Annotated in this window: 20 protein-coding genes; 12 read left to right on the top strand and 8 right to left on the bottom strand. The window is 64.9% G+C overall.

Going from position 1 to position 19,041, the window contains the following annotated elements; genetic code table 11:
• Window positions 1-654 precede the first annotated feature (654 nt).
• From QO014_RS02105 to QO014_RS02075, 7 genes are all read left to right on the top strand, one after another.
• Window positions 655-4,362 (top strand): vitamin B12-dependent ribonucleotide reductase, encoded by a 3,708-nt coding sequence (locus QO014_RS02105; RefSeq protein WP_266346990.1) that lies wholly within the window; start codon window positions 655-657, stop codon window positions 4,360-4,362.
• Window positions 4,363-4,495: 133 nt separating this feature from the next.
• On the top strand, window positions 4,496-4,936 hold the full coding sequence (locus QO014_RS02100) for a DUF6932 family protein (protein ID WP_266346989.1): 441 nt from the start codon (window positions 4,496-4,498) through the stop codon (window positions 4,934-4,936).
• Window positions 4,933-6,345, top strand: coding sequence for an XRE family transcriptional regulator (locus QO014_RS02095; protein ID WP_266346988.1), 1,413 nt, complete (start codon window positions 4,933-4,935; stop codon window positions 6,343-6,345). The genes QO014_RS02100 and QO014_RS02095 overlap by 4 nt, the downstream gene beginning before the upstream one ends.
• A 67-nt stretch (window positions 6,346-6,412) precedes the next feature.
• Window positions 6,413-6,841, top strand: coding sequence for an Xre family toxin-antitoxin system antitoxin (locus tag QO014_RS02090; protein WP_266346987.1), 429 nt, complete (start codon window positions 6,413-6,415; stop codon window positions 6,839-6,841).
• 187 nt (window positions 6,842-7,028) lie between these two features.
• Complete coding sequence (locus tag QO014_RS02085) at window positions 7,029-7,469, top strand: RES family NAD+ phosphorylase (protein ID WP_266346986.1); 441 nt, start codon at window positions 7,029-7,031, stop codon at window positions 7,467-7,469.
• 126 nt (window positions 7,470-7,595) lie between these two features.
• Window positions 7,596-7,772 carry a hypothetical protein gene (locus QO014_RS02080; protein WP_266346985.1) on the top strand — a complete coding sequence of 59 codons (177 nt, stop codon included), beginning with the start codon at window positions 7,596-7,598 and terminating at the stop codon, window positions 7,770-7,772.
• Window positions 7,773-7,903: 131 nt separating this feature from the next.
• A complete protein-coding gene (locus tag QO014_RS02075) occupies window positions 7,904-8,080 on the top strand; it encodes a YgdI/YgdR family lipoprotein (protein ID WP_266346984.1) in 177 nt (58 codons plus the stop codon).
• Between the two features lie 693 nt (window positions 8,081-8,773).
• On the opposite strand, the gene QO014_RS02070 is transcribed toward QO014_RS02075, so the two are convergent.
• Window positions 8,774-9,106 (bottom strand): phasin family protein, encoded by a 333-nt coding sequence (locus QO014_RS02070; protein WP_307257374.1) that lies wholly within the window; start codon window positions 9,104-9,106, stop codon window positions 8,774-8,776.
• Window positions 9,107-9,527: 421 nt separating this feature from the next.
• On the opposite strand from QO014_RS02070, the gene QO014_RS02065 reads away from it, so the two are divergent.
• The gene (locus QO014_RS02065; protein ID WP_266346983.1) at window positions 9,528-11,069 is read left to right on the top strand and encodes a serine hydrolase; all 1,542 of its coding nucleotides are present in this window, start codon (window positions 9,528-9,530) and stop codon (window positions 11,067-11,069) included.
• Window positions 11,070-11,121: 52 nt separating this feature from the next.
• Here QO014_RS02065 and QO014_RS02060 read toward each other — a convergent pair whose 3' ends face one another.
• Window positions 11,122-11,754: a DnaJ domain-containing protein gene (locus QO014_RS02060; protein ID WP_266346982.1), complete on the bottom strand. Its 633-nt coding sequence runs from the start codon at window positions 11,752-11,754 to the stop codon at window positions 11,122-11,124.
• 173 nt (window positions 11,755-11,927) lie between these two features.
• Between QO014_RS02060 and panC the strand changes: the two genes are divergently transcribed.
• A complete protein-coding gene (gene panC, locus QO014_RS02055) occupies window positions 11,928-12,779 on the top strand; it encodes a pantoate--beta-alanine ligase (RefSeq protein WP_266346981.1) in 852 nt (283 codons plus the stop codon).
• A 111-nt stretch (window positions 12,780-12,890) separates the two neighbouring features.
• Here panC and QO014_RS02050 read toward each other — a convergent pair whose 3' ends face one another.
• Window positions 12,891-13,331 carry a DUF1489 family protein gene (locus QO014_RS02050; protein ID WP_266346980.1) on the bottom strand — a complete coding sequence of 147 codons (441 nt, stop codon included), beginning with the start codon at window positions 13,329-13,331 and terminating at the stop codon, window positions 12,891-12,893.
• 123 nt (window positions 13,332-13,454) lie between these two features.
• Between QO014_RS02050 and QO014_RS02045 the strand changes: the two genes are divergently transcribed.
• The 3 genes from QO014_RS02045 (at window position 13,455) to QO014_RS02035 (ending at window position 14,673) form a co-directional block, all read left to right on the top strand.
• Window positions 13,455-13,646 carry a hypothetical protein gene (locus tag QO014_RS02045; protein WP_266346979.1) on the top strand — a complete coding sequence of 64 codons (192 nt, stop codon included), beginning with the start codon at window positions 13,455-13,457 and terminating at the stop codon, window positions 13,644-13,646.
• A gap of 62 nt (window positions 13,647-13,708) precedes the next feature.
• Window positions 13,709-14,410 carry a DUF599 domain-containing protein gene (locus tag QO014_RS02040; protein ID WP_266346978.1) on the top strand — a complete coding sequence of 234 codons (702 nt, stop codon included), beginning with the start codon at window positions 13,709-13,711 and terminating at the stop codon, window positions 14,408-14,410.
• Window positions 14,407-14,673 (top strand): DUF3253 domain-containing protein, encoded by a 267-nt coding sequence (locus QO014_RS02035; RefSeq protein WP_266346977.1) that lies wholly within the window; start codon window positions 14,407-14,409, stop codon window positions 14,671-14,673. Before QO014_RS02040 ends, QO014_RS02035 begins: the two co-directional genes overlap by 4 nt.
• Before the next feature lie 4 nt (window positions 14,674-14,677).
• On the opposite strand, the gene QO014_RS02030 is transcribed toward QO014_RS02035, so the two are convergent.
• From QO014_RS02030 to QO014_RS02010, 5 genes are all read right to left on the bottom strand, one after another.
• The gene (locus tag QO014_RS02030) at window positions 14,678-15,079 is read right to left on the bottom strand and encodes an SRPBCC family protein (RefSeq protein WP_266346976.1); all 402 of its coding nucleotides are present in this window, start codon (window positions 15,077-15,079) and stop codon (window positions 14,678-14,680) included.
• Between the two features lie 69 nt (window positions 15,080-15,148).
• Window positions 15,149-16,003: an SMP-30/gluconolactonase/LRE family protein gene (locus tag QO014_RS02025; protein ID WP_266346975.1), complete on the bottom strand. Its 855-nt coding sequence runs from the start codon at window positions 16,001-16,003 to the stop codon at window positions 15,149-15,151.
• A gap of 105 nt (window positions 16,004-16,108) precedes the next feature.
• Window positions 16,109-16,900 (bottom strand): YdcF family protein, encoded by a 792-nt coding sequence (locus QO014_RS02020; protein WP_266346974.1) that lies wholly within the window; start codon window positions 16,898-16,900, stop codon window positions 16,109-16,111.
• 18 nt (window positions 16,901-16,918) lie between these two features.
• Window positions 16,919-17,740 carry an aldo/keto reductase gene (locus QO014_RS02015; protein ID WP_266346973.1) on the bottom strand — a complete coding sequence of 274 codons (822 nt, stop codon included), beginning with the start codon at window positions 17,738-17,740 and terminating at the stop codon, window positions 16,919-16,921.
• 108 nt (window positions 17,741-17,848) lie between these two features.
• Window positions 17,849-18,994: a GGDEF domain-containing protein gene (locus tag QO014_RS02010; RefSeq protein WP_266346972.1), complete on the bottom strand. Its 1,146-nt coding sequence runs from the start codon at window positions 18,992-18,994 to the stop codon at window positions 17,849-17,851.
• Between the last annotated feature and the right edge of the window lie 47 nt (window positions 18,995-19,041).

Here is a 19,041-nt window from a genome sequence, read left to right as displayed (position 1 = left end):
CGAGCCCGACTCGATTCGTCCCTCGGATGGCGGTCTCCGCGGATCGGCATCGTGCAAGCCGTCTCATCAATTCCACCACCGCCGATTCACCTGCCTGTGGAAACTGAGGACAGGAAAAACCCCGTCGCGCGGTCCGGGCCAGCCGTCACGAACCCGTCGTGAAGGGCATAGCGCGCCGCAACATATTGGTAATCTTCATCCCCTCCGTTTTGACCCGCCGATCGGGCCCATGCACGTCGTGGTCGCGACACATTCCGGCGCATCTGTCCAGATGTAGGCGTCTAACTTTTGCGCGCCACTATTCCTTGACGCTTTTGTCGGACTCGGAATAGTTTCGCCTCTGTTGAATGTGGAATGCGCGCCGGGCGGCACAGCCCGGATTTTCCAGTACATCGGTGGTAGGATCGGCAAGCGGGCAGCGGGCATCGTCCCTCCTTGCATGGGCCGCTCCTTGCCCGATTTTTCGTGTGTGCCGACCTGTGCTTTTTGGGTCATAAACACTATATTTAGAGTCCCTGCGTATTTTGGGCACTAGATGATGGAGACAGTGAACTCCGTCACGTGTAATGCGTTGGGCAAGGACAAAGGTCGGTCACGTTTGAACCGGCCGGCGGCGGGCTGGGCTTCGCCGCTTGCAACGAAGGGCTTGAGACAATGCGGATCGAACGGCGGTACACGACAGCGGGGCAATCGGCCTATGCGGGGATCGAGTTCCGAACCACCAAGAGCGAGATCCGCAACCCGGACGGATCGGTGGTGTTCCGTCTCGAGGGCATTGCCGTGCCGACGAGCTGGAGCCAGGTCGCGAGCGACATCATCGCGCAGAAATATTTCCGCAAGGCGGGCGTTCCCGCGCGGCTGAAGCGCGTCGAGGAGAACGACGTCCCCTCCTTCCTGTGGCGTTCCGTGCCTGACGAAAAGGCGCTCGCGAGCCTGCCGGAGAAGGAGCGCTATGTCGGCGAAGTTGATTCGCGCCAGGTCTTCGATCGTCTGGCCGGCACCTGGACCTATTGGGGCTGGAAGGGCGGCTATTTCGACACCGAGGCGGACGCTCAGGCTTTCTTCGACGAACACCGCTTCATGCTGGCGACGCAGAAGGTGGCGCCGAATTCCCCGCAATGGTTCAACACCGGCCTGCATTGGGCCTATGGCATTGACGGCCCGAGCCAGGGCCATTTCTACGTCGACTTCAAGACCGGCAAGCTGGTGAAGTCGAAGACCGCCTATGAGCATCCGCAGCCGCATGCCTGCTTCATCCAGGGCGTCTCCGACGATCTCGTCAACGAGGGCGGCATCATGGACCTCTGGGTCCGCGAGGCGCGCCTGTTCAAGTACGGCTCCGGCACCGGCTCCAATTTCTCCAAGCTGCGCGGCGAGGGCGAGAAGCTCTCCGGCGGCGGCAAGTCCTCCGGCCTGATGAGCTTCCTGAAGATCGGCGACCGCGCGGCGGGCGCGATCAAGTCGGGCGGCACCACGCGGCGCGCGGCCAAGATGGTCGTGGTCGACGCCGACCATCCCGATATCGAGAAATACATCAACTGGAAGGTGCATGAGGAGCAGAAGGTCGCCGCCCTCGTCACCGGCTCGAAGATCAACGCGCAGCACCTCAAGGCCATCATGAAGGCCTGCGTGAACTGCGAGGGCTCGGGCGATGATTGCTACGACCCGGCCAAGAACCCGGCCCTGAAGCGCGAGATCCGCGCCGCCAAGAAGGCGCTGGTGCCGCAGAACTACATCCTGCGCGTGATCCAGTTCGCCAAGCAGGGCTATACCGACATCGAATTCCCGATCTACGACACCGATTGGGATTCGGAAGCCTATCTGACGGTTTCGGGCCAGAACTCGAACAATTCCGTCTCGATCTCGAACGACTTCCTGCGCGCCGTGGAAACCGACGCCGACTGGAACCTCGTCCGCCGCACCGACGGCAAGATCTCGAAGACGCTGAAGGCGCGCGACCTCTGGGAGCAGATCGGCCACGCCGCCTGGGCCTCGGCCGATCCGGGCCTGCACTTCAACACCACCATGAACGAGTGGCACACCAGCCCGGCCTCGGGGCGCATCAACGCGTCGAACCCGTGCTCGGAATACATGTTCCTCGACGATACGGCCTGCAATCTCGCCTCGATGAACCTCTTGCAGTTCAGGAACGAGGATAAGAGCTTCGACGTCGAGAACTACGAGCATGCCTGCCGTCTCTGGACGATCGTGCTCGAAATCTCCGTGCTGATGGCGCAGTTCCCGTCGAAGGAGATCGCCGAACTCTCCTATGAGTTCCGCACGCTCGGCCTCGGCTATGCGAACATTGGCGGCCTGCTGATGACCGCCGGCATTCCCTATGACTCGGCCGAAGGCCGCGCCATCTGCGGCGCGCTGACCGCGATCATGACCGGCACCGCCTATGCGACCTCGGCCGAGATGGCCAAGGAGCAGGGCCCCTTCCCCGGCTTCGCCAAGAACCGCGAGCATATGCTGCGCGTGATCCGCAACCATCGCCGCGCGGCCCATGCCGAGACGACGGGCTATGAAGGCCTCTCGGTCGTCCCGGTTCCGCTCGACCATGGCTCGCTCAAGGACAAGGCGCTCTCCGCCCATGCCAAGGCGGCCTGGGACAAGGCGCTGGAGCTCGGCGAGGCGCATGGCTATCGCAACGCCCAGGCGACCGTGATCGCGCCGACCGGCACGATCGGCCTCGTCATGGATTGCGACACCACGGGCATCGAGCCGGATTTCGCGCTGGTCAAATTCAAGAAGCTCGCCGGCGGCGGCTACTTCAAGATCATCAACCGCGCCGTTCCGGAAGCGCTTTCGACGCTCGGCTATGCCCAGCACCAGATCGCCGAGATCGAGGCCTATGCGGTCGGCCATGCCTCGCTGCGCCAGTCGCCCGGCGTCAACCACACCGCGCTGAAGGCCAAGGGCTTCACCGACGAGGTGCTGGAGAAGCTGGAAGGCACGCTCGCCTCCGCCTTCGACATCAAGTTCGTCTTCAACAAATGGGCGCTCGGCGAGGATTTCCTCAAGAGCATCGGCTTCACCGAGGCGCAGCTCAACGATCCCGCCTTCGAGATCCTGCCGGCGCTCGGCTTCTCGAAGAAGGAGATCGAGGCCGCGAACATCCATGTCTGCGGTGCGATGACGCTGGAAGGCGCCCCCTTCCTGAAGCTCGAGCATTACGCCGTGTTCGATTGCGCCAATCCCTGCGGCAAGCTGGGAAAACGCTATCTCTCGGTCGAGAGCCACATCCGCATGATGGCGGCGGCGCAGCCCTTCATCTCGGGCGCGATCTCCAAGACCATCAACATGCCGAACGACGCGACCGTCGAGGACGCCAAGAGCGCCTACATGCTGTCGTGGAAGCTGGCGCTGAAGGCGAACGCGCTCTATCGCGACGGCTCGAAGCTGTCGCAGCCGCTGAATTCGCAGCTTCTCGCCGATGACGAGGAGGATGCGGAGGACGCGGTCGAGGCGCTGGTCGCCAAGACGCCGGCGGCGCGCGCCGAGCAGATCGCCGAGCGCATTGTCGAGCGGATCATCGAGCGCGAGGTCCGCAAGCGGGAGAAGATGCCGGATCGCCGCACGGGCTACACCCAGAAGGCCAATGTCGGCGGCCACAAGGTCTATCTCCACACCGGCGAATATCGCGATGGCCGCCTCGGCGAGATCTTCATCGACATGCACAAGGAAGGCGCCGCCTTCCGCGCGATGATGAACAATTTCGCCATCGCCATCTCGCTCGGCCTGCAATATGGCGTGCCGCTCGAGGAATATGTCGAGGCCTTCGTGTTCACCCGCTTCGAGCCGGCCGGCATGGTCACCGGCAATGAGGCGATCAAGAACGCGACGTCGATCCTCGATTACGTGTTCCGCGAGCTCGCCGTTTCCTATCTCGGCCGCAACGATCTCGCCCATGTCATCCCGGACGACAACACCGCGACGACGCTGGGCGGCGGCGATGTGCCGACCTCGCGCCCCGCGCCCGTCAGCCACGGCCTCGTCCGCGGCAAGATGGAGCGCTTCAAGATCGTCGACCGCGCCGGTGAATCGAAGGGCGCCGCCGCGGCTCCGGCCGCGACCGGCTCGACGGTGACGGCGCTGCGCACGACGAGCCAGGCCGGCAATGTCGCCACCGCCTTCAAGCGCGACCCGGCCGCCGAGGCCGCGACCGAACTGGTCATCGGCGCCGCCGAGCCGATCGCCCCCTCGGCCCCTCCCAAGCCGAAAGCCGCCGAACAGGCCGCAATCGCGCGCATGAAGGGCTATGAGGGCGAAAGCTGCACCGAATGCGGCAACTTCACCATGGTGCGCAACGGCACCTGCCTGAAGTGCGACACCTGCGGGAATACGAGCGGGTGTTCGTAGGGGATTGAGCTCGCTCCACGCGCGCCCCCCGACAGGAGATGACCTGTCGGGACCAATCCAGCGGAGCTGGCACCGGTAGGCGTCCATTGATTGTGCTTGACTCCCCTGTAATCAACACAACATAAAGGTTGTTATGAAGCTGCGATTTGGTGGCGTTAGTGGCAGGTTGCCAGCGGGCATCCATACCCTCACCTGGTCGGAGGCTGAAGAGCTTCTTGCTTATAATGACCGGCGGAAGATGTTGATGGGGGGCCTCTTGGCCGCCTGTAGAGCATTGGCGCTGGCCGGAGTGACGCGAGTTTACGTCGATGGCAGCTTTGCAACAAAAAAGGCAAATCCAGGAGATTGGGATGCTTGTTTTGAAATTGCGAGAGTTGATCCGACCAAACTAGATTCTGTCTTTTTCGATTTCAGTAACGAACGTGCGGCACAAAAGGCGAAGTATCTCGGCGAGATGTTCTTTGCCGAAGGTAAGGCGACACTGTTAGGAGAACCATATTTAAGCTTCTTTCAACATACGAAAGACGGCAAACCGAAGGGTATTGTGGTTATCGATTTGGGAACATTGCCATGATTAAGAACGAGCGCCAGCTTGGGATCACGCAGAAGCAGGCCCGCCGCTTCGAAGAAGCGATCGCTGACGCTCGCCACCGTGATGCCCCTGAGAACACTCACCCAATCATGTGGAAGGCCTATATCGACGGGATGGAAAGTCAGCTCTCGACGTTGCAACGGGAGATCGACGAGTACCATTGTTTGAAGTCGGGCAAAGTCGATCGGATCGAGGTGGGTTCGCTTGAAGGGTTGCCCCTTGGCATTATCAAGGCAAGGATTGTCAGGGGGCTAACGCACCAAGAGCTAGCGGATCGCATTGGTGTCAAGGCTCAACAAGTCCAGCGTTGGGAAAATGCTGACTACGAAACCACTGGCTTCAATAATCTAGTCAAAATCGCCGATGCGCTCGACATCTCAATTCTTGAGAGCATATCGTTTCAGAGCAATGCAAGAAGCAGCGCTAGCGCACTGAGTGCGCTCGGCATCGATCTTAAGTTTCTCCAACGGAGGATAGTCCCCGACGCAGGGCCGAAGCCACACGAAATAATCGCTGCTGCATCAAAATATCTGCAGAATATTTGGAACATAGTAGTTCGCCCAGACGGGAGCATCGATTCCAATAATTTCAACTACGCCGCAGTTGATATCGCGCGTTATAAGCTTCCGAAAGACGCCAATCCCGTTCGAGTCCGAGCCTACACCCAATACGCGTACCATGTAGCAGAACGGGTCTCATCCGTCATCGACACGGAAAGCGTGCCAGTACCTCGGGACTGGAAGCAGATGCGCGACTTCCTATGCGAGCGTGGCGAGTTAACCCTACAGTCCGCACTGGACAAGGTCTGGGGCATGGGTATCGCCGTTATTCCGTTGAGCGACCCGATCCGTTTCCACGGATGTTGCTGGCGTATCAACGATCGAAACGTCATTGTCCTGAAGCAGTCAGTGAGATCAGAGTCACGATGGCTATTCGACTTGGTTCATGAATTGTACCATGCGGGCGATGAAGCGCGCTCTGACTTTGAGGCCATCAGCATCGACGGTTCAGATCCTGACCGAAGGGAGTCAGAGGAGGAACTTGCCGCCAATGAGTTTGCGGGCAATGTTCTTCTCGGAGGAAATGCCAAAGAGCTCTATAGGGAAGCCGTGGAGCGGGCGAATGGAAGCGTCGCCAGCCTAAAGCAAACAGTACGGCAGGTCGCAGGCCAGCATAAAATGGATCTGGGCATACTCGCCAACTATGTCGCATATTCGCTGAAAGCAGATCGGGGCGTAGATTGGTGGGGCGCTGCCACTAACCTCCAGCCGGAGAGTGAGGATGCCTATAGCATCACTGCTTCGGCCTTCCATCGGCATTTTGACACCAGCCGGCTTGCCACAGAGGATCGCCTGCTGGTGAAACTAGCCACTGTGGAACCCTTATCCTGAACAGCGTCCCCTTCCCTCCCCGGCCATATGCCCCTATATTCCGGGCATATCGCCTGGAGGCAATTTCATGACCCATACGCATGCGCTCGACATAGTCGGCGGGGAGCCGACGCTGGGGTTTGTCATTCGGACCGGGCAGGATCTGATTGCGGCCGTGCGGCATGGTCTGCCGGTGGCGGCGGTGGATCATGTCATCGCGACGGGGCGGATGACGCTTGCCGAGGTCGACGAGGTCGTGCTGCCGCGCAAGACGCTCTCCCATCGCAAGAAGATCGGCCGCCTGACCGCCGACCAGTCCGACCGGCTGATGCGCGCGGCGCGGGTGATCGCGGCGGCGGAGGATACGTTCGGCTCGCGCGAGAAGGCGGCGACATGGCTGCGCCGGCCGACGACCGCGCTCGCCGGTGTCGCGCCGCTCTCGCTGCTCGATACGTCGGAGGGCGCGCTGCAGGTCGAGACGCTGCTCGGCCGCATTGACCACGGCATCGCCGCCTGACGGCGCGGTCCGCCGATGCCCCGCGCGTACCGTCACGGCGCGAGGCGCAACACCCGCATCGGCGTCCGGCCTCCTGAACGCATCGCGCCCATGATCGCATCGCCCGATGACGGCGCCCGCCCCGAATGGCCTCGCCCATGATCCCCGATCACCATGACAGCCTCACCAGCATGACGGCGTCGCCGCGATGATCGCCTGGCGCATCTGTCGCGCGCCCTATGCCGATCTCTCCGGGGCGGGCGCGCGGCTCTATGGCGGGCGCTGGAATGCGCGCGGCCGGGCGCTGATCTATGCGGCCGAGACGGCGGCGCTCGCCGTGCTCGAAGTGCGCGTGCATCTCGACCTGCCGCCCGAATTGCTGCCGGAGGATTATCTGCTCGTGGCGATCGATTGCGACGCGCTCGAGATCGAGACGGCGGCGACGCTGCCCGACGATCCCGTCGCCTTCGGCGATCGCTGGCTGGCGGAAGCGCGCACGCCGATCCTGCGCGTGCCCTCCTTCATCGTGCCGGAGAGCGCCAACCTGCTCATCAACCCGGCCCATCCGCGCGCCGCCGCGCTGGCGATCGCGAGCACGCGGCCCTTCCGCTTCGACGAACGGCTCTGGCCGGCAGCGGCGGAGGATTGATCTCGATCATCGCGCTCTTGTGAGCATGGGTCCATGCGAGTGCGACAAAGCGCGGCTGGTCCGGCGCGCGCCAGACCCTATATCCGCAATGACCCTCGCGTGAGGGACAAGCCCGGGATTCCTGACATGCGTTCCTTCATCATCCTCCTCGCCATGGCCGGCAGCCTCACTGGCCTGTCCAGCCTCGCCGGCTGCACCACCAATCCCAACGATCCCGCCATCCAGGCGATGAACAACCCGCCGAACAGCTGCGGCCCTGGCGGCACGGCCAACATCAATGATTGCAGCAGCAGCAACCGCTGATCGCGGCGCGTCGGCGGCCAACCCGTCCGGTCACCAACCCGTCGCCTGAACGACGGGTTGGCGCCGGCCCCGGGTGACGACGACAGCGAAGCGGTACAAGCAGCTCATTCCAAGCTTCCGGGAAACTCAACATGCGCTCTTTCCTCATCCTGATCGCCGTCGCATCCGGCGTCGCCGGACTTGCCGGTTGTTCGACGAATTACGATCCAAACAACGCTGCCGCGATTTACGCGATGAACAATCCGCCGAACGCCTGCGGCAGCGGCGGCACGAACGACATCAACGCCTGCCGCAGCAACCACCGCTGATCGCCCGGGCCGGTCGCGCCCGCGCGCCAGCCGGGTCCGATGGAGCGGCGAGACAGCGCCCTGTGCCCTGCCCGCGGGGCGATCTGCCCAACCATCGGGCGGGCGCGCGCGCCCGCGCGTAACACGGGTTTGGAACGCGGGGATAAAATAAACTTCATTAAATTCTATCCCCGCCCTCCCGGAGCGGCCGCATAATCGCTTCGTTCCCGCCCATGCAGGAGGGCGAACCGGTCGTTCCGAGACGCGGGCGGGAAACGGGAAGCTGTCGTTGATCCGGCGTCACGAACCGGGTGAGCGGCGGCGGCCAAGCTCGATACGCCTGCCCTGGAACGCAGGGCACAGGACGACGCCGCGGCACTTTCGCGGCGCGCGACATCGTCGAAGGGGTGGCCCAAGCAACGATACACCCCGGGTCGATCGAGAACAGGCTGGAAAACATCCCGTGCGCGGGGCCGCGGATCGCCCGACCAGGCGGTTCCAGGCACATGATCAAACCACTTTTCGCCGGCGCCCGCCTGGACGCCGGCGGTTCGCTGCGCCCCGCGCCACCTCCTGCAACCCTCGCGGCGATCGCCGACGGGGCGCCTCGGCGTGACTTCCGAAAACGTTTACGCCGCGCTGCACCATTTCGACGCAGCCAACAAAAAGCCCGGCGCGAGGCCGGGCTTCGGTCGATCGGCAAGGAGCCGATGCTTACTTCGGATATTTGCCGAACATGCTCTCGAACGGCTTGTAGGCGTCCTTGGCGAAGTCCGTCATCATGGCGCTGAACTTGTTCATCTCGCCGACATAGCCCTCATAGGCGGACTTGGCGAACTCACTCTGAACTTCGACGACCTTCTCGATGCTCTTGGCGGCCATCAGCTTTTCCAGCGCGGCGCTGCCGCTCTCGAAGCTCTTCTTCGAATAGTCGGCGGCTTCCAGGGCCATGGCCTGCATGCCCTTGCCCATGGCGTCGAAGCTCTTCATTGCCAGGTCGATATTTTCCTTGGAAGCCTTTTGCACATCCTCGAAACCGCTGATCATGAGATCCCTCCGCGACGGAAACTGGCGGGATGGCCAGCCTGCCCACGAGAAACGATTAGGTGCCGCAGCACCAAAGTCAAGCAAAATTGCTGCGTTGCACAAAGAGTGAAATCGCCGCTAACGTCGCCCCCGGGCGGCGCCTCAAAACGGGACCGGGACAAATTGTCGATTTTTACGGATTCGTAACGGCGTTTCCTTAGCCTTTGTTGGTGATCGGCGGGCGACGCGGCGCAAGAGCGCTCCAGAACCCATCGGCGGAGCCGGACGGCGCGACAATCGAAAGCCTTCGATCCTCCCATCGAAGCGAAATGCGCGACGTGTCGGTCTCTGCCTCAAAAAAGAACCGGTCATGGGTTTCGATTCGAATGGGCACTGCCGGCGTTCCTTTTTCGGCCAGTGAGACGCGGAGAATTCTTTCGACATGTTGAAGGCAATCAGCCCCCTCGGACGGCATGGCGCCCGGACGATCCGGAGCGCTTTCGCCGCCCTTCTCGTCATTGGCGCGACGATCGCGACGACGACGGTCGAAGCCAATGCCGCCCCGCAATCCGCCATCGTGGTCGATGCCAAGACTGGAAAGGTCCTTTACGCCAAGGATCCCGACGGCCCGCGCCATCCCGCCTCGCTGACCAAGATGATGACGCTCTATCTGCTGTTCGGCGCGCTCGACAGCGGCAAGCTCTCCATGTCGAGCCAGCTCAAGGTCTCGACCTTCGCCGCCCGCCAGTCGCCGACCAAGCTCGGCCTGAAGCCGGGCTCGACCGTGACCGTGCGCGACGCCATGCTCGGCCTCATCACCCGCTCGGCCAATGATGCGGCCGTGGTGATCGCGGAAAATCTCGACGGCACCGAAGCCGCCTTCGCCCGCCGCATGACGTCGACGGCGCGTTCGCTCGGCATGAGCCGCACCACCTTCCGCAATGCCTCGGGCCTGCCCAATCCGAACCAGTGGACAACCGCGCGCGACATGACGACGCTCGGCCGCGCGCTGCAGGAGCGCTATCCGAGCTATTATCGCTATTTCTCGACCCGCGCCTTCGTCTATCGCGGCCAGACCATCGGCAACCACAACAAGCTGCTCGGCCGCGTCGAGGGCGTGGACGGCATCAAGACCGGCTACACCAACGCCTCCGGCTTCAACCTCGTGACCTCGCTGAAGCGCGACAACCGCTATGTCGTCGCGGCCGTCATGGGCGGAAGTTCGGGCGGCGCGCGCGACCGGCAGATGGTCAGCCTGCTCGATAAATACGTGCCGCAGGCCTATGCCGGCGGCAAGAAGCCGGGCTTCATGGTCGCCAAGGCCGCAACTGCCCCTGCCCCGGCGATCGAGGAAGCCGATGCCGATACGGCGCCGGTCGTCGCCGAGGCTGCCCCGGCCGCCCCCGCTCCGCGCGTTCGTCCGCAGCCCGCTGTCCAGCAGGTCGCGGCCGTCGACGACAATAGCGAGGATGGCGAGGACCAGGTCGCGACGGCCTCCGTCGCTCCGATCGCCATGGCGGAAGCCGATCCGGCGCCGTCCAACGGCCCGCGCATGGTGTTCCAGGCCGGCCCGAGCGGCAAGCCGGTGGCGACCCCCAAGGTCGTGACGGCCTCCATCGCCGGCCCGGTTCCCACCGCCGACAACGACCCGACCGAAGAAGGCGGCACGATCGCCCAGGGCGATACCGAGGATAACAGCCCGCCGGTCGCCGCCGCCGTGCAGCCCGACCAGGAAAGCAGCGGCTGGAAGATCCAGATCGCCGCCGCCCCGAGCCAGGATGGCGCCCGCTCCATGCTCGATACCGCCAAGTCCAAGGGCGGCAAGGTGCTCGCCGACGCGACGCCCGTGGTCGAGACCTTCACCAAGGGCGACGCCACCTTCTACCGCGCCCGTTTCGCAGGCTTCGACAGCAAGGACGAGGCCCGCGCCGCCTGCGCCTATCTGACCAAGCGTTCCGTGTCCTGCCTCGCCATCCGCCAGTGAGCGCGATGGTGTCCCGTCCCTCTAGCCTTCCGCTTTGTATCGCGTATGGGAGCTAGCGATGTCCGTCGAGGAGCCTGTCCTTCGCCTGGTTGATCTGAGCGGCGAGGAACGTCGACCCCCCCTGATCGGGATGAACGCCCTTCATCAGCCGCCGGTAGGCCGCGGTGATTTCGGCCTCGGAAGCGCCGGGCGCAAGGCCAAGGATCTGGTAGGCCTGCTCCTTTGTCATGGTGCCCGCGCCCGTCGCGCGGCGCGACCGGCCTGCCGCATCACGCTCGACGTCTTCACGCCAGCCGGGCATTCGGCGATCGAGATGCGCTTCCAGGATTGAGCGATCGCGCGGCGCGCCGGCGAGATCGGCATGGAGGGCCGCCAGTTCGTCGCGGCCGAGCGAATCGAGCGTGCGGCCGGCGAAGCGGCCGCGCAGCACGCGGTTGGCGTCGAGGACGGGCTTGTGCTCGAAGAGGCGCTGCGGCTTCAGCATGGAGACGCCGAGCCCGAGCAGTGGCAGGCCGATCGCCATGCGGCCGGCCAGCGACAGGCCGACGCCGACGGCCACCAGCCCCCAGGCGCCGCCACGACGCACCGCCCGCCCCAATGCCTCAGGCCCTTTCTCGCCGGCAAACAGCCAGGCGAGACCGATCGCGACGACGAACACACCCAGTAGTGGAATGATCAGGCCCATGGCTCTCCCGGACGAGCCGATTCTGCACGGCCCCTTCCTCTAATGGGGCGGCAGGCGGCGCGCTGCAATGGCCCTCGGCGCCGCCATTTGCTAGAGCGTGGTCGCAATGGCCGGGCGGCCACACGCGGTCAGGCCCAGCAGTCTAGCGCCCCGCATCGAGGATCAGCGTCGACATGACGACCCCGCCCCGCATCATCCGCACCGTCGACACGCTCCAGGCGCTCTCCGCCGAATGGCATCGCGCCGGCCTCCGCGTCGGCATGGTGCCGACCATGGGCGCCCTGCATTCCGGCCATCTCGCGCTCGTCGAGGCGGCGCGCGCGCGCGCCGAGCGGATCATCGTCACCATCTTCGTCAATCCGGCGCAGTTCGCCCCGACCGAGGACTTCGCCGCCTATCCGCGCACCGAGGCGAGCGATGTCGAGAAGCTGGCCGCGCTCGGGGTCGAGGCCGTCTTCGCGCCGAACGCGGCCGAGATGTATCCGGCCGGCTTCGCCACGACGATCACGCTCAAGGGTCCGGCGCTCGGCCTCGAGACCGACTTCCGCCCGCATTTCTTCGCCGGCGTCGCGACGGTCGTGGCGAAGCTGCTGATCGCCGGCTTCCCCGATGTCGCGCTCTTCGGCGAGAAGGACTATCAGCAGCTCGCCGTCGTGACACAGTTGGTCGCCGATCTGCGCCTGCCGACCGAGATCATCGGCCTGCCGACCATCCGCGAGGCTGACGGGCTCGCCCTCTCCTCCCGCAACGCCTATCTGACGGCGGAGGAGCGGGCCGTCGCGCCGATCCTCGCCGCCACGCTTCAGGAGATCGCGGCGGGGATCCGCTCCGGCCAGCCGGCAGCGGCCCTGATCGAGGCCGGCACGGCGCGGCTCGTGGCCAGCGGCTTCAGGACGCCCGATTATCTGACGCTGCGCAATGCCCGCACACTGGCCGAGCCGGTCGACCTTGCGACCGAGCCGCTTCGCCTGCTGGTGGCCGCTTGGCTGGGGCGGACGCGGTTGATCGACAATATCGCCGTCTGAGGCTTGAACGGCAGCGAGCGGGGGCCATCTGGGTGGATGGCGAGGATCGCGCGCGGCTTCGCGCTAAGTGTCGCCGGTCGGCCTTCAACGCTTTTCGTTGCGTCGCTTCTTTCAGAGCAGTCCGAGTTCGGCCAGTTCCGCCTTGAGCGCGTCAGGCATGTCGTCGTTCGGCCCGCCGCCGAGAGCGGCGAGATCGCGTGGCGCGTCCTTCGGCTCGAGATAGCGCCAGCCCTGGAACGGGCGCTTGGGCTGCCACTCGGTCGGGATCACCTCCGGGTCGAAGACGATCCGGCAACGCTGGATACCATCGGCGCCCACCACCGGGCGCAAATCGCGGAGGCGCTGACGAGCCTGGACCTGGCCCTTGATCACCCAGTAGAGCGAGCCGCCATCGAGCAGTTCCGGGATCCGCTTCGGCACCATGCGCGTCGTGTGCGTATCCTCGGGTTCGAGGCCGAGCGCACGCTGGCGGGCGAGATCCTCCGCGATCCATTCGACGACTTCGGCGATGCTCTCGACACCGACACAGAGCTTGATCAGATGAAGGGTCATGGCTTGATCAGATGAACGGTCATGAAACGAGCATTCTCCCGCGATGACGGGAGGTCAAACACACCCGCTCCCTTTCCACAAGAACGATTGTGATCCGCACCAGAACTGGCCTATGAAACCCTCATGAGTACCGAACCCAACGAGCTTCAGATCCTGTCGAGCCGCGTCGCCATGGTCGGCATCATAACGGGCCTCGTCCTGACGGCGGCCGGCATGATGATCCGCTCGCCGATCCTCGGCGGCATCGGGCTGGTGAGCCTCGCCGTGCTCGTCATCTTCCGCCATCAGATCGCGCGCCGGCTGCCGGCGCGCTGACCGCCACGGTTGCCGGGCCTCCCACGCTCTGGCACCATCGCCACGGTTCGGGGGAGTGCATCGTGCTCAGTGTCTCGCTGCTCGATATCATCGCCGTCGTCTGGTTCCTCGTCGCATGGACGATCTATGCCAGCGTGATCAACCATTTCGCCGGGTCCGGCCGCTCGCTCTCCTCGGCCATGGATTTCCAGCGCCATCAATGGATGCACACCATGGCGCGCCGCGATTTGCGGATGATCGATACCGGCATCATGAGCGGCCTGCAGAACGGGACGGCCTTCTTCGCCTCGACCTCGCTGCTGGCGATCGGCGGCAGTTTCGCGCTGCTCAATGCGACGGACCGGATCTATGGCGTGCTGAACGATATCGCGCTGATCCAGCCGGCGCCGCGCGGCCTGTTCGAACTGAAGGCGATCGGGCTGATGCTGATCTTCGGCTATGCCTTCTTCCAGTTCGGCTGGTCGTACCGCCTGTTCAACTATGCCTCGATCCTCGTCGGCGCGACGCCCGCCTCGGCACATGCGGGAGAAGCCGATTCGATCGCGGCCGCCGATCGCGCCGCCGTCTTCACCATCACCGCCGGCCGGCATTTCAACCACGGCCTGCGCGCCTTCTTCTTCGCGGTCGGCTATCTCGGCTGGTTCATCAACGCCTGGATGCTGATCGCGACGACCACGCTGGTCTTTTCCGTTCAGCTCTATCGCCAGTTCTTCTCGCCCTCGGCGCGCAGCGTCATCGCCGCCGCCCTGAAAGGCCGCTCATGACCGCCGACACCGCCCTCGTGGAAACCACCCTGCTCCGCCTGCTCGACGCGCTGCCGCCGGGCAAGAGCATCGACCCGACCGAGATCGCCCGCGCGATCGCCGGCACGGACGAGAAGCAGTGGCGGCTCCTGATGATGCCGATCCGCAATGCAGCGATCCGCCTCGCCGGCGACGGCAAGGTGGCGATCCTGCGCAAGGGCCGCCCGGTCGATCCGCAGGACTTCAAGGGCGTCTATCGGATCGGCCGCGCCGAGGCCGCCTGAGGGTTCAGCCTTCGAGCACGGCCTTCAGCACACGGAGATCCTTCGCGACCCAGTCCGCGTCGCGCTCGAAATCCTCGTCCGACATGTCGGGACGGTGGAACAGCGTGAACATGACCTCGCTACCATCGCCATTGGCGATCACGCGCATGGGATTGGCCATCGGCGCGCCGTCATCTGGGATCACATCGTGGTCGACCACGCCGAAGGCATTGGGCGGCGTGAAGCGGATGATCATCGCGCCCATCGGCGTCACGGCGCGCCAGTCCGGCCCGCCCAGCGGCTCGAAGGAATGGCCGAGACCATCCGCCCATTGCGGGAAATTGGCGGGGTCGGACAGGAAGCCATAGACGTCCTCCGGCCGTCGCTCGATGCTGATGCTGACATGCCGCACAGGCCTCGTGGTCATTCTGCTCGTCCTCCGCTCGCATAAGGAAGATTAGAACATATCATGAACTTCGGTCGAGCCACCGCGCGGCTAGGGCCAGCCGGCGGCAGGCACCGACACGCGCGCCGTCAGCACAACGCCGGTCTGCACCGGCGAATCTGTAACCCCGTGCCATTCGGCCGCAAGGATGAAAAGGGTCCTGCCATCCGCTCCGCCAAGCATGCAGGCGAAGCAGCCGCGATCGACGGCCACCGATTGCAGCACCGCACCGCCGGCACTGACGCGCACGCAGCGCCGGTTCGGCACGTCGGCATACCAAACGGCGCCTTCCGCATCGAGACAGATGCCATCGGGATAGCAGCCCTCGAGCGTCGCCCACACCCTCCGGCCGGAAAGGCCGCCATCGGCGTCGATATCGAAGGCGGTCAGGCGATTGCCATAGGATTCGGCCAGGATCAGCGTCGCATTGTCGGGCGTCACAGCCATGCCATTGGGAAAGGCCACGTCATCGGCCACCTGTCGAACCCGGCCGTCCGGCGTGACCAGCGCGACGATGCCCGGCTGGAACGCGCCGCCGGGAAAGTCGAAATTGATCGTATTCACATAGGCATTGCCGCGACCGTCGATGACGATCTCGTTCCAGGGCTTGGTGGAAAGCGCCGAGAGATCGGCATAGGGCCGCACGGCGCCATCGGCCTCGCGGCAGAGCACCGCGCTGTTCGCGACGATCAGCATCCGCCCGTCGGGCAGGAAGTCGAGCGAGAAGGGCAGCGCGCGGACCGGCAGGATCGTCTCATGCGCGCCGGCCGGATCGACCGTCATGATCTCGCCGGCGCCCCAATCGGAAAACCAGAGACGGCCGTCGTGCCAGCGCGGGGATTCGCCGAGCAAAAGGCCGGTCAGGAGCGTCTCGACCTGCGGTTCCGTGACTGTGGATGGAGACATGAGGCCCTCCCGGCCGCTCGATATGGGGGCACGCGCCGCACCAAATCCGGGACGCCGCCTCCCGAGGACGAACGAAGCCACACTAATCCGACGGCAGGCACGCTGTCACGGGGACGGAAACAGCGCGTCCGTTCGCCCGCTCAGTCGATAGGCCAGCAGTCCGATCCACTCGCGCGCACCGACATCGACCTGGGTCAGCCCATAGGCGGGACGCGGGATCAACTGCCAGAGATCACGCATACCGGCCGTCCTGTAGTCGGTCGGCCAGGCCAGCATCGGCCATCCAGCGGCACGAAAGCAGCCCATGGCGCGCGGCATGTGCCAGGCGGAGGTGACGAGCAGCCAGCGCTCGCCGGGCCTCGGCTGGACCATAGCCTTCGTGAAGCGCGCATTCTCGACGGTGTCGCGACTCTTGTCCTCGATCGTGACGCGCGAGTCGGGAATGCCCATGGAGCGGAAGAAGCGCGCGGCTGCCTGTCCCTCGGTATTGCCGTCCGGCACCAACGCAGCGGTGCCGCCGGTGAAGACGATGCGCGCTTCCGGAAAGCGCAGCGCCAGCGCCACCGCCTCGGTCATGCGATCGCCTGCATCGGGCAGCGCGACCAGATCGCGCGCCTCGCCGATATACTGATCGACGCCGCCGCCGAGCACGACGATGCCCGTCACCGGCCCGTCAAGGACCGGACGGGGAAAGCGCTCCTCCAGCGGCAGCAGCAGTGCAGGCCCGAGCGGCAGGAAGCCGGCTATGACCAGTCCAACCGTCGCCACGACCATCAGAGAGGCGCCGAGGCGAACACGCTGCAATCCGATCGCGAGGATGCCGGCCACGAGCAACAGGATGAGCGCCGCGGAAGGCTGCAGCACGAACCAGATCAGCTTGGCGGCATAGAAGAACACGTCCCGACCCCGCGCCCGTCAGACATCCCATTCCGGGGAGAAGGAATAATCGCAGATGCGCGTGCCCGTGCTCTGCAGGGCATCGATCGCCGCCATGTCGTCGGCGCTGAGCTCGAAGCCGAAGACATCGATGTTCTGGCGGATGCGGGCGGGATGGGCGCTACGCGGGATCGCGACGCTGCCATTCTGCATATGCCAGCGCAGGATGATCTGGGCCGGCGTGCAGCCGAGCTTGGCGGCGATGTCCTTGATCACCGGCTCGTCCAGCGCCTCGGCCTGGCCGAGCGGCGAATAGGCGACGAAGGCCATGCCATGCCGATGGGTGGCAGCGCGCAGGCGCGTCTGGTCGAGATAGGGGTGATGCTCGCACTGATTGGCGACGATCGGCTCCTCGGTCGCGGCCCATGCCTCGTCGAGCAGGCGGATCGTATAGTTGGAGACACCGATATGGCGCGTGAGGCCACGCCGCTTGACCGCGTTGAGCGAGCGGATCGTCTCGGCCGCCGAGAGCGTCTGGCTCGGCCAGTGGATGAGCAGCAGGTCGACCTGATCGAGCTTGAGGCGGGCAAGGCTGCCCTCGGCCGCGCGCAGCATCGCATCGGCGCCAAGCTGGTCCGGCGGAATCTTGGTCGTGACGAAAAGCGTGTCGCGGGGGACGCCCGCTGCGCGGATGCCCTCGCCGACTTCGGTCTCATTGCTGTAGCCGATCGCCGTATCGATGTGGCGATAGCCGGCGCCGATGGCAGCCGATACGGCCTCGACGCAGCGCTGGCCGTTCAGCATCCATGTGCCGAGACCGATCGCGGGTATGGACGCGCCGTGCGCCGTGACGGTGTGCATGGATCGACTCCGATTGGAGTTATGGCGGCCAATGTCCGATTCCGCCCGGCGAGCGTCAAGCCGTCATGCGCCCGAGGCCGCCTGCCCTCGCGGGCCGACGAGACGCGGTCAGGCCGCCGGCTGGACGAGGTCGCGGCCGCTGCGCTTCGCCTTGTAGAGCGCACTGTCGGCGCGCGCCATCAGGGACGCGAGGTCCGCCCGCTCCCCGGGTGCCGAGGCGAAGCCGATGCTGACCGTCGCCGACAGCCGAACCTCCTCGAACATGATGCGTGCACGGGACAGGTCGGCCCGCATCCGCTCGGCGATGCGGATCGCCACCGTGTCGTCGACGCCAATCAGGAGCGCTGCAAACTCTTCGCCGCCGAGCCGGCAGACGAGATCATCCGACCGCAACGCGCCGCGCACGATATCGGCGAAGGCTACGAGGACCTGATCGCCCGCGGCATGGCCGTAATGATCGTTGATCGACTTGAAGCGGTCGAGATCGCAGAGAATGAGCCCGACATTGGCGTGCTCCCGGCCGGCTTGCCTGATCATCGCCTCGGATTGCTCAATGAAGGCCGTCCGGTTGAGCAGGCCGGTCAAGCCGTCCTCCGAGGCAAGGCGGCGCAGCACGCCCTCAGTCCGCTGCTGCGTCAGGCCGAGGCCGAAGATCATGAGCGCGAACAGCACGAAAATCAGTTCGAGCAGGCCCAGCGACGTGAAGAGATCGGTCCCCTCGACGCCGGCCGAGCCGTGCCAGAGGATATAGCCGATCCGCAGGATCGATACCGTTGCATGAACCAGGCAGAGGGCCGCGAGCGGCCAGCGCGCCGCCAGGTAATCGGAGCGTCCGAACCAGACCTGATAGCCAAGCGCCAGCGAGGCCACCGCGACAAGAAACGACGCGACCAACGACCGGTTGGCAAACGAGCCATAAATCTCCGGGACGGTGCAACTCGCGAGCCACAGCGCCGGCAGGACGAGCGGCAGCGCCCAGAACGGCCGGCGACGGTCGAAGAGGCGGATACCGTTCCAGGTCAGGCCGAGCGCCACCAGAGCGAGCGCGTTGGCGATGGCGATCGTGAGCCAATCCGGCGCGGTCCCGCGCAGCATCAGCAGGCTGAAGACAACGCCCGCGGCCAGCAGAGCCAGCGACCAACACAGCAGATAGTCGCTCCGGCCCGACCTCGCCCAGCGCAGCATGATGGCCGCGCCCGACAGAAGACAGACACCTATGAGGACGACGACCAGCGTTGGAACGTGCAGAAGCATCGCCACATGACCCAGCGGCGAATGCGGCGACCCTGCGCCGCCTCCGC

The organism is Kaistia dalseonensis, assembly GCF_030814715.1.
Classification (GTDB): Bacteria; Pseudomonadota; Alphaproteobacteria; order Rhizobiales; family Kaistiaceae; genus Kaistia; species Kaistia dalseonensis.
The sequence above is the reverse complement of the archived record's forward strand: the minus strand, read 5'-3'. Positions and strand labels throughout refer to the sequence as shown.

Excerpts from the sequence above, each read along its gene's own strand:
- QO014_RS02035 (WP_266346977.1), top strand. The coding sequence starts at position 14,407 with ATGACCGCCGACACCGCCCTCGTGGAAACCACCCTGCTCCGCCTGCTC.
- QO014_RS02105 (WP_266346990.1), top strand. The coding sequence starts at position 655 with ATGCGGATCGAACGGCGGTACACGACAGCGGGGCAATCGGCCTATGCG.
- QO014_RS02065 (WP_266346983.1), top strand. The coding sequence starts at position 9,528 with ATGTTGAAGGCAATCAGCCCCCTCGGACGGCATGGCGCCCGGACGATC.
- panC (WP_266346981.1), top strand. The coding sequence starts at position 11,928 with ATGACGACCCCGCCCCGCATCATCCGCACCGTCGACACGCTCCAGGCG.
- QO014_RS02100 (WP_266346989.1), top strand. The coding sequence starts at position 4,496 with ATGAAGCTGCGATTTGGTGGCGTTAGTGGCAGGTTGCCAGCGGGCATC.
- QO014_RS02045 (WP_266346979.1), top strand. The coding sequence starts at position 13,455 with ATGAGTACCGAACCCAACGAGCTTCAGATCCTGTCGAGCCGCGTCGCC.
- QO014_RS02050 (WP_266346980.1), bottom strand. The coding sequence starts at position 13,331 with ATGACCCTTCATCTGATCAAGCTCTGTGTCGGTGTCGAGAGCATCGCC.
- QO014_RS02015 (WP_266346973.1), bottom strand. The coding sequence starts at position 17,740 with ATGCACACCGTCACGGCGCACGGCGCGTCCATACCCGCGATCGGTCTC.
- QO014_RS02025 (WP_266346975.1), bottom strand. The coding sequence starts at position 16,003 with ATGTCTCCATCCACAGTCACGGAACCGCAGGTCGAGACGCTCCTGACC.
- QO014_RS02075 (WP_266346984.1), top strand. The coding sequence starts at position 7,904 with ATGCGCTCTTTCCTCATCCTGATCGCCGTCGCATCCGGCGTCGCCGGA.
- QO014_RS02010 (WP_266346972.1), bottom strand. The coding sequence starts at position 18,994 with ATGCTTCTGCACGTTCCAACGCTGGTCGTCGTCCTCATAGGTGTCTGT.
- QO014_RS02060 (WP_266346982.1), bottom strand. The coding sequence starts at position 11,754 with ATGGGCCTGATCATTCCACTACTGGGTGTGTTCGTCGTCGCGATCGGT.
- QO014_RS02085 (WP_266346986.1), top strand. The coding sequence starts at position 7,029 with ATGATCGCCTGGCGCATCTGTCGCGCGCCCTATGCCGATCTCTCCGGG.
- QO014_RS02080 (WP_266346985.1), top strand. The coding sequence starts at position 7,596 with ATGCGTTCCTTCATCATCCTCCTCGCCATGGCCGGCAGCCTCACTGGC.
- QO014_RS02090 (WP_266346987.1), top strand. The coding sequence starts at position 6,413 with ATGACCCATACGCATGCGCTCGACATAGTCGGCGGGGAGCCGACGCTG.
- QO014_RS02095 (WP_266346988.1), top strand. The coding sequence starts at position 4,933 with ATGATTAAGAACGAGCGCCAGCTTGGGATCACGCAGAAGCAGGCCCGC.
- QO014_RS02030 (WP_266346976.1), bottom strand. The coding sequence starts at position 15,079 with ATGACCACGAGGCCTGTGCGGCATGTCAGCATCAGCATCGAGCGACGG.
- QO014_RS02070 (WP_307257374.1), bottom strand. The coding sequence starts at position 9,106 with ATGATCAGCGGTTTCGAGGATGTGCAAAAGGCTTCCAAGGAAAATATC.